Below are 13,770 nucleotides of genomic sequence, written 5' to 3'. Positions count from 1 at the left end.
CTTGATCCTCAACGGTTATCCACAAAAGGATGTAGTAATACGTATCGCAGTCAACGGATATACATACCTCAGTAAATACCGTTGCATATCACAGTATTAGATTATGCATATAACAGTCAACATTTTACATTCCACAGTCGATCCAGACAGACGTTAAAGCCAGTTACAGCGCATGCTGGAGCGATCCGGGGATCTCTTTTGGATCTCATTATGATCTCCTTGGGATCAATTATTGGATCGAGACCATGAATAACCCAGATACAAGCCCGGAAGCGCCACACCAGATATCCAGAACCCTGGCCTTATTTTCCTGAATACGCTCTGGAAGATTGAGATCTACAGGTACAACAATGAAACATTGACTGCGGTATGCTGAGTCGTCTTTCCTCTTCCTCGACACAGATGCGGTAAGCATCATACCATAGTCAATATATTACATACCGCAGTCAATTTCATTATTACTGGCTGATCCCGAGCCATCTTTAGCAACCCGACGTACGTGCAATCTGTGAATTCTGTGATTTTCCGCTTCCTCGCCGCTTTCTCACTGTGTGAGATCGCTTACTGCGGCGAGCGGCAGTGATTAATATTGACTGCGGTATGTACTCTTTTGTAATCCCCTGCGTTCTTTCATTACCCAATGTGGTTCACTTTGCACTTTTTCGTGTACTTTGCGATTTTATTGTTGCTTTGCAATGAATTCCAAGATTTAATAAAATAATGCAAAGTGATGATTAAAGGATGTTCAGTATGGGACTCATGGATACACTCAACCAGTGCATAAGTGCTGGTCATGAAATGACGAAAGCAATCGCCATTGCACAGTTTAATGATGACAGTCCGGAAGCCCGGAAAATAACCCGGCGCTGGAGGATTGGTGAAGCGGCAGATTTAGTTGGCGTGTCATCTCAGGCTATCAGGGATGCCGAGAAAGCTGGCCGGCTGCCGCACCCTGATATGGAAACCCGTGGGAGAGTTGAGCAACGCGTTGGTTATACCATCGAACAAATCAATCACATGCGGGATGTATTTGGTACACGACTGCGCCGTGCTGAAGATGCGTTTCCGCCGGTGATTGGCGTTGCAGCTCACAAAGGTGGTGTTTACAAAACCTCAGTATCCGTTCACCTGGCTCAGGATCTTGCTCTGAAAGGACTCCGTGTTCTGCTTGTTGAAGGCAATGACCCACAGGGAACTGCTTCTATGTATCACGGATGGGTGCCCGATCTTCATATTCATGCTGAGGACACTCTCCTGCCCTTTTATCTTGGGGAAAAGGATGACGCGAGCTACGCTATAAAGCCCACCTGCTGGCCTGGCCTTGATATCATCCCGTCCTGTCTGGCACTGCACCGCATTGAAACCGAGCTGATGGGGAAATTTGACGAAGGCAAATTACCTGCTGACCCGCACCTGATGCTCCGTCTGGCCATTGAAACTGTCGCTCATGATTATGACGTGATAGTTATCGACAGCGCACCCAACCTTGGTATCGGTACGATAAATGTTGTATGCGCTGCTGATGTTCTGATTGTCCCTACTCCGGCAGAGCTGTTCGACTACACCTCCGCACTGCAGTTTTTCGATATGCTTCGTGACCTGCTTAAGAACGTGGATCTTAAAGGCTTCGAGCCAGATGTCCGTATTCTGCTTACCAAATACAGTAATAATAATGGCTCGCAGTCCCCGTGGATGGAAGAACAAATTCGGGATGCCTGGGGAAGCATGGTCCTTAAAAATGTTGTGCGCGAAACGGATGAAGTCGGCAAAGGTCAGATCCGTATGAGAACCGTTTTTGAACAGGCTATTGATCAACGTTCTTCAACCGGTGCCTGGCGTAATGCCCTCTCTATCTGGGAGCCTGTTTGCAATGAGATTTTTGATCGTCTGATTAAACCACGCTGGGAGATTAGATAATGAAGCGTGCTCCTGTCATTCCAAGACATACCACACATACTCAATCGACTGAAGATACTTCATCACCGGCGCCGGCCGCGCCGATGGTGGATTCATTAATTGCGCGCGTGGGTGCTATGGCCCGCGGTAATGCAATCTCTCTTCCGGTAAGTGGACGGGAAGTAAAATTTACCCTTGAGGTGCTCCGGGGAGACTCTGTTGAGAGCGCTTCACGCGTATGGTCAGGCAATGAGCGCGATCAGGAACTACTTACCGAAGATGCTCTGGATGATCTCATTCCTTCATTTTTACTGACCGGTCAGCAGACTCCAGCTTTCGGCCGCCGGGTTTCTGATGTCATAGAAATTGCAGACGGCAGCCGTCGCCGTAAAGCCGCAATCCTGACGGAAAGTGATTATCGCGTTCTGGTTGGTGAACTGGACGATGAGCAGATGGCTGCATTGTCCCGACTGGGTAACGATTATCGGCCGACGAGTGCTTATGAACGTGGCCTGCGTTATACTAGCCGGCTGCAGAATGAGTTTGCAGGAAATATTTCTGCGCTTGCCGATGCGGAAAACATTTCTCGTAAGATCATTACCCGCTGTATTAATACGGCCAAACTGCCTAAATCCGTTGTTGCCCTGTTTGCACATCCTGGAGAACTGTCTGCCCGGTCAGGTGAAGCCCTTCAGAAGGCTTTTGCAGATAAAGAAGAATTACTGAAGCAGCAGGCTGAGACTCTCCACGATCAGAAGAAAGCGGGACTAATCTTTGAAGCTGAAGAGGTCATTAGTCTTTTAACATCCGTACTGAAACAATCTCCCGCATCAAGAGTTAATCTGAGCTCACGTCATCAGTTTGCTCCAGGGGCAACAGCATTGTATAAGGGCGATAAAATGGTGCTTAACCTGGATAAGTCCCGCATTCCTGCGGAGTGTATAGAGAAAATAGAAGCCATTCTTAAGGAGCTTGAGAAACCAGGAGTCTGATGCGGACACGCATTAGTCTACGGTGATCTCCCTTTACTTCATTTCCTTTCTCACAGGCCAGAAAACATAACTGGCCTGAATATTCTCTCTGGGACCACGGTCCCACCTGCATCGTCGGTCAGCTTATCTGCCTGGGACCACGGTCCCACCTGTATCGCCGGTCAGGTTATCTCCCTGGGACCACGGTCCCACCTGCGTCATCTGTCAGCTTATCTGCCTGGGACCATGGTCCCACCTGCGTCGTCGGTCAGCTTATCTGCCTGGGACCACGGTCCCACCTGCGTCATCTGTCAGCTTATCTGCCTGGGACCACGGTCCCACCTGCATCGCCGGTCAGGTTATCTCCCTGGGACCACGGTCCCACCTGCATCGTCGGCACATTATTAGTTAGGGATAACGGTTCAATCAATGCCTGTCACGAACAGGTATTGGCTTGTCGCCAGCAACCCGATGAGCGGAGTAATCACGCAGCAGGGCGGCTATTACAGGCGATGGTGAAAGCTCTATTGGGATCTGAACGAAGCATGTTGAGTGAAATTTGCAAAATTTCGCAGAGTATGCAGCTTAATCTTTAAATTTCCGCCGGCATTTTTAAAGCCAGCTACCGACGCTGCGCGTTGGCCGGCCCTTCGTCCGGCGGGTAACCAGTACCGGCCGATCTTACGACCCTGGATGAACATCATCCCGTCAGCAGCGTCTCCACTGTGATGTCGTTTTTCACACTGTCCGATCACAAAATAGAACGGGGAGGGACAACATATGGTAGGAAAAGCAACTGCCAGAGACACAATATATTGATTATCCACAGTAACGGGGGATAACCGTGTGGGTAACATATTGAAAGTCCGTCACGTTATCGTATTAATTGACTTTGTAGACACCACTGGACCATGAAAAGAATCTGGGGGAATCATCACAGCGCATAAACATACCGTTTGTTTTTGGGGGACGGCAAGGAGGCCCCTGTTATCCAGTGCGCCGTAAAACCCCGACCTTCAGGGCGGGGATATAAGGCGCGGTTTTCGGTAATGACTCCAACTTACTGATAGTGTTTTATGTTCAGATAATGCCCGATGACCTTGTCATGCAGCTCCACCGATTTTGAGAACGACAGTGACTTCCGTCCCAGCCTTGCCAGATGTTGTCTCAGATTCAGGTTATGTCGCTCAATGCGCTGAGTGTAACGCTTGCTGATAACGTGCAGCTTTCCCTTCAGGCGGGATTCATACAGCGGCCAGCCATCCGTCATCCATACCACGACCTCAAAGGCCGACAGCAGGCTCAGAAGACGCTCCAGTGTGGCCAGAGTGCGTTCACCGAAGACGTGCGCCACAACCGTCCTCCGTATCCTGTCATACGCGTAAAACAGCCAGCGCTGACGTGATTTAGCACCGACGTAGCCCCACTGTTCGTCCATTTCAGCGCAGACAATCACATCACTGCCCGGTTGTATGCGCGAGGTTACCGACTGCGGCCTGAGTTTTTTAAGTGACGTAAAACCGTGTTGAGGCCAACGCCCATAATGCGTGCACTGGCGCGACATCCGACGCCATTCATGGCCATATCAATGATTTTCTGGTGCGTACCGGGCTGAGAGGCGGTGTAAGTGAACTGTAGTTGCCATGTTTTACGGCAATGAGAGCAGAGATAGCGCTGATGTTCGGCAGTGCTTTTGCCGTTCGCACCACGCCTTCAGTAGCGGAGCAGGAAGGACATCTGATGGAAATGGAAGCCACGCAAGCACCTTAAAATCACCATCATACACTAAATCAGTAAGTTGGCAGCATTACCCAGAATAATGTCGCTATGGAAAGCATCATCAAGGGTGGCTGGCAAAGTAAAATATAAAGGGGCAAATGCCCCTTAGGATTCATTTCAGTCGTTTACCTGCATCATCAACGACTTTTTCACCATCTTCTTTGGTGAACGCGTGTTTTTGTGCATCCGGAAGAATATCCAGCACCACTTCTGAAGGACGACACAGCCGGGTCCCCAGTGGCGTCACCACAATCGGGCGGTTAATCAGAATAGGATGCTGTAACATAAAGTCGATTAACTGCTCGTCAGTAAAGCGGTCTTCCGCCAGCCCTAATGCTTCAAAAGGCTCGACATTCTTACGCAGCAGCGCTCGTACTGTGATCCCCATATCCGCAATAAGTTTAACCAGTTCATCGCGTGATGGTGGTGTCTCAAGATAATGAATAACGGTCGGCTCTGTACCGCTGTTGCGGATCATCTCAAGCGTGTTGCGAGAGGTGCCGCAGGCTGGGTTGTGATAAATGGTAATGTTGCTCATATCAGTATCTCATTACAAAGTGAAAGAGAGACGTAGCGCCAGCGCGGCCAGCGTTACAAACAGCACAGGCAGAGTCATGATAATCCCGGTGCGAAAATAGTATCCCCAGGTGATTGTCATCTTCTTCTGTGAAAGTACATGCAGCCAGAGTAGCGTTGCCAGGCTACCAATAGGCGTAATTTTAGGTCCCAGATCGCAACCGATGACATTGGCATAAATCATTGCTTCTTTGATGACACCCGATGCGGTGCTGCCATCGATCGACAATGCGCCAATCAATACAGTAGGCATGTTGTTCATGATGGATGACAGGAATGCTGTCAGGAATCCCGTGCCAAATGTGGCCGCCAAAAGCCCTTTGTCTGCAAGTAAATTCAACACGTCAGAGAGGTATTCTGTCAGCCCGGCATTACGCAACCCATACACAACCAGATACATTCCCAGTGAGAAAATCACAATCTGCCACGGTGCACCACGCAGGACTTTACCGGTGTTAATGGCATGACCTCTTTTAGCCACGACAAAGAGGATAGCAGCACCCACAGCTGCAATAGCGCTGACAGGAATACCCAGCGGCTCAAGCACAAAAAAACCTGCCAGCAGAAGGATTAATACAATCCAGCCCGTTCTGAACGTCGCCGGATCTTTGATAGCAAGAGCAGGTTCTTTCAGTCGGTTCAGATCATAGGTCGGGGGGATATCTTTGCGGAAAAACAGATGCAGCATCACCAGCGTGGCAATAATGGCGGCAATATCCACAGGCACCATCACGGAAGCATATTCCGTGAAGCCCAGATGGAAGAAGTCAGCAGAAACAATATTGACCAGGTTCGACACAATCAGCGGCAGGCTGGCGGTATCGGCAATAAACCCTGCAGCCATTACAAATGCCAGCGTGGTGCTTTTACTGAATCCCAGAGCCAGCAACATGGCAATCACGATCGGCGTCAGGATGAGAGCTGCACCATCATTGGCAAATAGCGCTGCTACCGCAGCACCGAGCAGAACGATATAAGTAAACAGCAGGCGACCCCGGCCATTTCCCCAGCGGGAAACATGCAATGCTGCCCATTCAAAAAAGCCAGACTCATCCAGCAGCAAACTGATGATAATCACGGCAATAAAGGTTGCTGTGGCGTTCCAGACGATATTCCATACCACCAGAATGTCGGTAATGTGTACTACCCCAGATATGAGTGCCAGTATTGCGCCAAATATGGCGCTCCAGCCAATCCCTAACCCCTTCGGCTGCCAGATAACCAACACGATGGTCAGGATGAAAATTGCTCCTGCCAGTAACATAAAACCTCCTGACAGGGCAGCATGACTGCCCTGTATATAGTAAAAATTAACCTGCGAGCTGTTTGAGTTTGTCTATACCGGTTGGCTCTGCCGCAAGAACAGGAACCAGTGCAACACGGGTAGCATGCTGGTTCTTTACAGCCTCGATTTGAGGCAGTTCCTGCTGCGCGCGCTGACGAAGCAGCGGTGAACGGGTTTCAGCGATGGAAAGACTGTTATTGATAATCCAGCCCCATGGATGAATCCCGGCACGTTCAAGATCGGCTTGTAAATTTGCAGCCTCAAGAACGGGGGTCGTTTCCGGCAGAGTGACCAGTAATACTTTTGTTCTTTCCGGATCCTGAAGCTGCATCATTGGCGTAGAGAAATGGCCTTTATCTCCCATTTTCTTTGCTATCTCCCGGTGGTATGCCCCGGTAGCATCAAGCAGCAACAATGTATGTCCTGTCGGTGCCGTATCCATGACGACAAACCGTTTACCCGCTTCACGGATCACCCGTGAGAAGGCCTGGAACACAGCAATCTCTTCGGTACACGGAGAGCGTAAATCCTCTTCCAGCAGATGTTTCCCCGCTTCATCCAGGTCACGTCCTTTCGTTTCAAGGACATGCTGGCGATAACGTTCTGTTTCATCATGAGGGTCGATTCTGCTGACCTGCAGGTTATTGAGGCTTCCATTGAGGGTTGTGCTCAGGTGTGCAGCAGGATCTGACGTCGTGAGATGCACATCAAATCCCATTTCGGCCAGTCTGACTGCAATGGCCGCAGCCATGGTTGTTTTACCCACGCCACCTTTACCCATCAGCATAATCAGGCCGTGTTCATTAAGGGCAATCTCATCAACCAGAGCAGACAACGACGATATCGCTGGTTTTTGCAGGGCGGACACTTCAGCAAATGAAGCCGTCTCAGGTTGGGAGGTGAGAAGTCCCCTTAAAGCAGACACACCGACCATATTCACTGGTTGAAGGAATAATGTGTCAGTAGGGAGAGCGTCCAGACCAGCGGGAAGACTTGCCAGCGCCTCCTGCTCCCGGCCCCATATTGCAGCCGCCAGGGTATCGTTGACTGCTTCTGTCTCAGGTAACACGCCGTTGATGACCAGATACTGATTTTTGAGACCTATCGCCGCAAGCTCATCATGAGTACGGGCGACTTCCTGAAGCGTTGATTTTTGCAGTCGAGCCACTAAAACCAGCCTCGTACGATCCGGATCAGACAATGCCTGGACGGCGTGTGAATACTGCTCACGCTGTTTCTCCAGCCCTGCCATCGGGCCAAGACAGGAAGCACCATCAGGATTGCTCTCAATGAAGCTACTCCACGCACCGGGCAACTGGAGAAGACGAATAGTGTGACCGGTTGGCGCGGTATCAAAGATAATATGGTCAAAGCGGGTCAATAATGATGCGTCAGTCAACAGACCGGTAAATTCATCAAAAGCTGCAATTTCGGTGGTACATGCACCAGAGAGCTGTTCGTTAATACTGTTAACGACATCATCCGGCAGAATGCCTTTGATAGGATCAACGATTCTGGCCCGATATTCCTGGGCGGCGGCCTGAGGATCAATTTCCAGCGCTGAAAGACCCGGTACAGAGGCCACCGGCAGAATGGTATTGCCAATAGTCTGGCTGAACACCTGGCCTACGTTTGAAGCCGGATCGGTGCTGACAAGCAAAACCCGCTTGCCTTGTTCCGCCAGGCTGATAGCGGTGGCACAGGAAATAGAGGTTTTACCGACGCCCCCTTTACCGGTAAAAAACAGGTAAGGTGGGATATTCTGTAAAAATTTCATATGTCCTCCTGACATTTCAGCAACAAGAAGTATTACCACCGCAGCAGCTTTTAGATGCTAATCCTACTTTCTCCAGCGGTATTCCGAACCAGCGGGCCAGCTCTGAGCGTTTCGGATAACGCCCCGCCATCACCATTTCTCCATCCAGCAACAACAATGGAAGCCCTTCAGCCCCGGATGCCTCAAGGAATGCTTTGGCTTTTTCGTTCTGTACAAAGCTCATGGGTTGCTGTGCCAGGTTATAACGATCAACCTGAATTTCACGCTGTTTTAGCCACTGTACATCCGCAGAAAAATCAACCAGAACCTGATCAATATCTGTACCGCAGACGCCGGTACTGCAACACATAGCCGGGTCAAACACCGTTAACGTTTTCATCATGAACACCTCACATTTGAAAAATCATATATGTTCAGGCAAATTTTTTAGATGCAGACAGCCTTGCCGCTACCAGAGCAGTTAGCTGATGCCAGCTTATGGGCGATAGCCTGTACGTCGTCCTGTTGGCTTAACCAGGCCTGCTCAATAACCTGAGCAGCCCATGAAGGAATATGCGGAGATAAGCGGTAGTGAACCCATTTCCCATTCTTGCGATCCAGCAACAATCCGCTTTCACGTAGCATCGCCAGATGACGGGAGATCTTAGGCTGCGACTGTTCCAGCGCCGTGCAGAGATCGCATACGCATAGTTCACCCATCTCTTTGAGGAGAAGGACGATACCCAGACGGGTTTCATCGGACAGGCTTTTAAAGAGTTGTAGGGGTGAAATTGATGACATCGTGACCTCCTGCGTTGAATGAATAGTGTCGCGCTTCTAAACCAGGAAGTCAAAAACATATATGTTATATCGAATTCGTTTAGTGTTAATTCTTCATTGGTAGATAACAGGAACAACAGAGTCGGGGCAATACGGGCAAAATTTCATCTTTGTTGTGAAAAGAAAAAGTTTAACGATAGGGTACTGATAAGTAAGGCAGCACCATACAATGAACAATAAATCACCTTAGCGTGGGATTTTTTCCGTTTTCCAAGCGGACCCCTGATACCGTGGGAAATGACGACATTCCAGTGGATAGCGGGCATGGGCAAAGTCCAGGGGATTTTTGTTGGTCACCGAAAGTTTGCTGTAGACAGCGACTGGAAAAGACGGGAAGAAGAGCGACGGTATCAGCTGCGATGCCAGAAATTTGATGCATGGTCAGAAAAATGGATCACCGTCTACAGACTTAATAACTCCCGTTTGTGGACAGATGCCGCCATACGCCGCTGGCTTGGCGTACCCCTGCAGCAGGGCAAATATAAGGTTTTCTCTGTTGAAGTCGTCAGGATGGCGGAAACACGCCCGGACTTTCAGGCGTGGCGACAGATACGTATCGATAAAAAACGAACTATGGATAAATACTCAGAGATCCCCTCTCTCTGAATGCGAATAACCGGCTTGTTCTCAAGCGTCTGACCCCACTTTACATATGGGCCTGACGTGTGACTGAATCATGGAGAAAGTTTATGAGTATCGAAGCAAAGCAGTTTTTACCGGCAGCGGCAGAAGAGTGCTGACAGATTATGGCAGGCAGGGAATGGGATCAGTTGATGGTGTCGGCTCTTCAACCGAGAAAATGCAGGACTACGTCGCTGCAGCTGTTTTTAAAACTGCGGCCAACTGACAACCAGCAGCTCGATGACATTATCAGTTGGATATAACTTTATCAGTCCTGAATGATGCATGATGATACAACGCGGCTTGTGTTTCTAACCGACGAAAGCATGACAGATTTGTATAGCGTTTCTATATACAAAGGCTATAATCGTATATAAATCTGCTAAACATGAGGTATCTATGAAACCAGACGTTCGTGAAGCTCCGATCAATATCCGGGCCAAAACATCACAGCGTGACCTGATCGACATGGCCGCAAGCCTGGTCTCAAAATCACGGACTGATTTTATGCTTGAGGTTGCCTGCAGGGAAGCACAGGACATTCTACTTGATCAACGACTGTTCCTCCTCAATGACAATCAGTTTGAGGCGTTTATTGAAGAGCTTGACGCCCCAATAACGCCGGAGCGCCAGGCGCGAATCGATAACCTGATGAACCGCAAATCACCATGGGAATGAGAGCGCCTGAATCCCTGACGGCTGAACATAACATCGCTGAGTTCTGCTGCCAGGAGCCTGCCCTTAATGAGTGGTTAAAGAAGAAGGCTCTCAGAAACCACAGTACCGGCATTTCCCGTGTCTATGTCGTCTGCGCAGAAAACTCGAACCGGGTCATCGGTTATTATTGTTTATCTTCGGGTAGCGTCCACCGTAACACAGTGCCTGGGGCCTATAGACGCAACGCGCCTGAAGTCATTCCGGTCATTGTCCTGGGACGGCTTGCCATCGACCAGGCCTGGTCCGGGAATGGGCTTGGTGCCGCACTTCTTAAGGATGCTATATACCGTGCGCAAAACATTGCCTTTCAGGTCGGGGTGAGAGCACTGGCCGTGCATGCGCTGAATGAAGAAGTTAAATGTTTTTACACCCGTTTTGGCTTTGAGCCTTCCATAGTCAACACGCTGACATTGTTATTCCCGATAAAAGTCTGAATGGTTTTCTGTATTCTGATTTTTTAATCGACTCCAGGAGTCTGCGGACAACCATCTCATTTGCTTCTCCGCTGTGTGCCACAAGCAGTCATTGCTAATTCCTGACTGCAACCATTGGCGAGCAACTCCGCCAGTCGATATAACCCAGAGTTTATGCCTGCACATGCGTTAATGACCAAGAGCTTTATTTCTCGGACGTAATGTAGCGACTCGGAGTCCTTGGCAAAGAGTTGATAAACGAGCCGTTGAATTATTAGACGGGATTTTTTCTGCTCTGCATGGAGTGTGACATTATCGACATTAAGGAAAAAATGGGGGTAGTGCCTTGCGGCCCACCCAGTCACTGTTAATCTGATTAACGTAGACGCTCTATCTCCTTGTCCCAGTAACTGATTTCGTTCTGCAATTGCTGGTATCTGGACTTAAACTCGCTGGATGCACTTTCCACATCAATTTTTTGGTAAAAAAGCTGTTTAGCATCTGAATCAAGGGCATCCCACATCATCGAAAATGTCGCGCCCTGCGCCTGTGCTTTACGCCGCTCGGCAAAGTGCCGTTCTGATCGCTTTGTGGTATCTACGTATGCAAACGATAAACCGAATAATACCAGAAACGTAGTCACTACGATGGTGACAGGGGCATTCAGTTTGAAATAGTAGATGGCAACTGCATCAAGAATAATTACTATCCCCGTGTATATAAGCGATATGAATATTACATTAAATAATCTTCCCATAAGTTGACGCATAATCTTTTCAGTTAGTCAGATATTTATAGGAAAAGTATACTGAATCGCCACGGGTTTAACAGACACCTCAGAGTCATTTAAGATGGCTTAAAGAGAGGTGCCCATGAGCGGTAAGCGTTATCCCGAAGAGTTTAAAACTGAAGCAGTCAAACAGGTTGTTGATCGCGGTTATTCTGTTGCCAGCGTTGCAACACGTCTCGATATCACCACCCACAGCCTTTACGCCTGGATAAAGAAGTACGGTCCGGATTCTTCCACAAATAAAGAACAGTCAGATGCTCAGGCCGAGATCCGCCGTCTCCAGAAAGAGCTGAAGCGGGTTACCGACGAACGGGACATATTAAAAAAAGCCGCGGCGTACTTCGCAAAGCTGTCCGACTGAGGTACGCCTTTATCCGTGACAACACCTGTTGCTGGCCTGTTCGCCTGCTCTGTCGGGTGCTGGATGTTCATCCCAGTGGTTTTTACGCCTGGCTTCAGCAGCCGCATTCACAACGCCATCAGGCAGACCTGAGACTGACAGGACAGATTAAACAGTTCTGGCTGGAATCGGGATGCGTCTATGGTTATCGCAAAATCCATCTGGATCTGCGTGACAGCGGGCAACAGTGCGGAGTGAACAGGGTCTGGCGACTGATGAAACGTGTCGGGATAAAGGCTCAGGTCGGATACCGGAGCCCGCGGGCACGTAAAGGCGAGGCCAGTATCGTGTCGCCCAACAGGCTCCAGCGACAGTTCAATCCGGATGCTCCGGATGAGCGTTGGGTAACGGACATAACCTACATCAGGACCCACGAAGGCTGGCTGTATCTTGCCGTGGTTGTTGATAGACTGGCCCCCTGAATCTCCAGACAGTTGGTATCACTTAAGTTAGTGATAGTCTTAATACTAGTTTTTAGACTAGTCGTTGGAGTCCGAATGATTGATGTTTTAGGTCCAGAGAAGCGCAGACGGCGAAGTGTTCAGGAAAAAATCGCCATTGTTCAGCAGAGTTTTGAGCCCGGAATGACCGTGTCGCTGGTCGCCCGTCAGCATGGCGTTGCTGCCAGTCAGCTGTTCCTGTGGCGTAAGCAGTATCAGGAAGGCAGCCTTACAGCCGTTGCCGCAGGAGAACAGGTTGTGCCCGCGTCGGAGCTGGCATCTGCGATGAAGCAAATTAAAGAGCTGCAGCGCCTGTTGGGCAAGAAAACCATGGAAAACGAGCTGCTAAAAGAAGCCGTTGAATATGGCCGACAAAAAAAGTGGATAGCGCACGTGCCCTTGTTGCCGGAGGATGGCGAATAAGCCTTGTCAGTCGTTGCCTCCGGGTCTCACGTGCGCAACTGCATGCCATGGCCCGTCGGTCGAAGGACTGGCAGGATCGTCGGTGCAAGCGCAAGCCTGATGATACTGACGCGCTGGCCCGTATCCATACCGTTATCGGCGATCTGCCCACCTATGGTTATCGTCGGGTATGGGCACTGCTGCGCAGACAATCAGAAACTGACGACATGGCGGTGATCAATGCCAAACGCGTATACCGCATCATGCGTCAGAATGCGCTGCTGCTTGAGCGTAAACCGGAAATACCGCCATCGAAGCGGGCGCATACAGGGAAAGTGGCCGTTGGAGAAAGTAACCAGCGGTGGTGCTCTGACGGCTTCGAGTTCAGCTGTGATAACGGTGAAAAACTGCGGGTCACGTTCGCTCTGGACTGTTGCGATCGCGAGGCACTTTACTGGGCGGCCAGTAACGGTGGATATGACAGTGAAACCGTGCAGGACGTCATGCTGGGTGCCGTGGAGCGTCGCTTCGGTAACAGCCTGCCGACATCCCCAGTTGAGTGGCTGACAGACAACGGTTCAGCCTACCGTTCTTATCAGACGCGTCAGTTCGCCAGAATGGTAGGACTGGAGCCTAAACATACGGCGGTACGTAGCCCGGAAAGCAACGGGATGGCAGAGAGCTTCGTGAAAACGATGAAGCGCGATTACATCAGCATCATGCCGAAACCCGACGGGTTAACAGCGGTAAAGAACCTTGCGGAGGCCTTCGAACATTACAACGAATGGCATCCGCATAGTGCACTGGGGTATCGTTCGCCACGGGAATATCTGCGGCGACGAACCAGTCATGGGTTAAGTGATAAAAAGTGTATGGAAATATAG

13 protein-coding genes and 2 pseudogenes are annotated in these 13,770 nt (G+C 49.8%); 8 read left to right on the top strand and 7 right to left on the bottom strand.

Annotated elements, in window-relative coordinates; genetic code table 11:
* Positions 1-750: 750 nt before the first annotated feature.
* Together sopA and HV213_RS31815 are read left to right on the top strand one after the other, a co-directional pair.
* The gene (sopA, locus tag HV213_RS31820) at positions 751-1,917 is read left to right on the top strand and encodes a plasmid-partitioning protein SopA (RefSeq protein ID WP_000523812.1); all 1,167 of its coding nucleotides are present in this window, start codon (positions 751-753) and stop codon (positions 1,915-1,917) included.
* Complete coding sequence (locus tag HV213_RS31815; RefSeq protein WP_004206785.1) at positions 1,917-2,888, top strand: ParB/RepB/Spo0J family plasmid partition protein; 972 nt, start codon at positions 1,917-1,919, stop codon at positions 2,886-2,888. Before sopA ends, HV213_RS31815 begins: the two co-directional genes overlap by 1 nt.
* A 1,039-nt stretch (positions 2,889-3,927) precedes the next feature.
* On the opposite strand, the pseudogene HV213_RS31810 reads toward HV213_RS31815, so the two are convergent.
* The 6 genes and pseudogenes from HV213_RS31810 to arsR all read right to left on the bottom strand — a co-directional run bounded on the left by HV213_RS31810 (position 3,928) and on the right by arsR (position 9,064).
* Positions 3,928-4,624, bottom strand: a pseudogene (locus HV213_RS31810) (IS1 family transposase).
* A 134-nt stretch (positions 4,625-4,758) separates the two neighbouring features.
* On the bottom strand, positions 4,759-5,184 hold the full coding sequence (arsC, locus tag HV213_RS31805; RefSeq protein ID WP_032694619.1) for a glutaredoxin-dependent arsenate reductase: 426 nt from the start codon (positions 5,182-5,184) through the stop codon (positions 4,759-4,761).
* Positions 5,185-5,196: 12 nt separating this feature from the next.
* Positions 5,197-6,486, bottom strand: coding sequence for an arsenic transporter (locus tag HV213_RS31800; protein ID WP_032694618.1), 1,290 nt, complete (start codon positions 6,484-6,486; stop codon positions 5,197-5,199).
* 46 nt (positions 6,487-6,532) lie between these two features.
* A complete protein-coding gene (arsA, locus tag HV213_RS31795) occupies positions 6,533-8,284 on the bottom strand; it encodes an arsenical pump-driving ATPase (protein ID WP_032694617.1) in 1,752 nt (583 codons plus the stop codon).
* 16 nt (positions 8,285-8,300) lie between these two features.
* The gene (gene arsD / locus HV213_RS31790) at positions 8,301-8,663 is read right to left on the bottom strand and encodes an arsenite efflux transporter metallochaperone ArsD (RefSeq protein ID WP_032694616.1); all 363 of its coding nucleotides are present in this window, start codon (positions 8,661-8,663) and stop codon (positions 8,301-8,303) included.
* A 47-nt stretch (positions 8,664-8,710) separates the two neighbouring features.
* Positions 8,711-9,064, bottom strand: a complete 354-nt coding sequence (gene arsR / locus HV213_RS31785; RefSeq protein WP_025376942.1) for an As(III)-sensing metalloregulatory transcriptional repressor ArsR — start codon at positions 9,062-9,064, stop codon at positions 8,711-8,713.
* Between the two features lie 303 nt (positions 9,065-9,367).
* On the opposite strand from arsR, the gene HV213_RS31780 reads away from it, so the two are divergent.
* The 4 genes from HV213_RS31780 to HV213_RS31765 all read left to right on the top strand — a co-directional run bounded on the left by HV213_RS31780 (position 9,368) and on the right by HV213_RS31765 (position 10,875).
* Entirely contained in the window at positions 9,368-9,709 is a 342-nt protein-coding gene (locus tag HV213_RS31780; RefSeq protein ID WP_032694615.1) for a hypothetical protein, read from the top strand.
* Positions 9,710-9,779: 70 nt separating this feature from the next.
* Complete coding sequence (locus HV213_RS31775; RefSeq protein ID WP_223240723.1) at positions 9,780-9,950, top strand: hypothetical protein; 171 nt, start codon at positions 9,780-9,782, stop codon at positions 9,948-9,950.
* 173 nt (positions 9,951-10,123) lie between these two features.
* The gene (locus HV213_RS31770; RefSeq protein WP_004902250.1) at positions 10,124-10,402 is read left to right on the top strand and encodes a type II toxin-antitoxin system TacA family antitoxin; all 279 of its coding nucleotides are present in this window, start codon (positions 10,124-10,126) and stop codon (positions 10,400-10,402) included.
* Positions 10,393-10,875, top strand: coding sequence for a GNAT family N-acetyltransferase (locus HV213_RS31765; RefSeq protein WP_181486546.1), 483 nt, complete (start codon positions 10,393-10,395; stop codon positions 10,873-10,875). Before HV213_RS31770 ends, HV213_RS31765 begins: the two co-directional genes overlap by 10 nt.
* 355 nt (positions 10,876-11,230) lie before the next feature.
* Here HV213_RS31765 and HV213_RS31760 read toward each other — a convergent pair whose 3' ends face one another.
* Positions 11,231-11,623 carry a hypothetical protein gene (locus HV213_RS31760; RefSeq protein ID WP_223239433.1) on the bottom strand — a complete coding sequence of 131 codons (393 nt, stop codon included), beginning with the start codon at positions 11,621-11,623 and terminating at the stop codon, positions 11,231-11,233.
* A gap of 103 nt (positions 11,624-11,726) precedes the next feature.
* On the opposite strand from HV213_RS31760, the pseudogene HV213_RS31755 reads away from it, so the two are divergent.
* Positions 11,727-12,451: pseudogene (locus HV213_RS31755) on the top strand (IS3 family transposase); the annotation flags it as partial.
* A 90-nt stretch (positions 12,452-12,541) separates the two neighbouring features.
* A protein-coding gene (locus tag HV213_RS31750) for an IS3-like element ISEc36 family transposase (protein WP_110129298.1) occupies positions 12,542-13,770 on the top strand; the annotation gives its coding sequence in 2 pieces (ribosomal slippage) (positions 12,542-12,857 and positions 12,857-13,770; 1,230 coding nt in all).

This window comes from Klebsiella sp. RHBSTW-00484 (assembly GCF_013705725.1).
Classification (GTDB): domain Bacteria; phylum Pseudomonadota; class Gammaproteobacteria; order Enterobacterales; family Enterobacteriaceae; genus Klebsiella.
The sequence above is the reverse complement of the archived record's forward strand: the minus strand, read 5'-3'. Positions and strand labels throughout refer to the sequence as shown.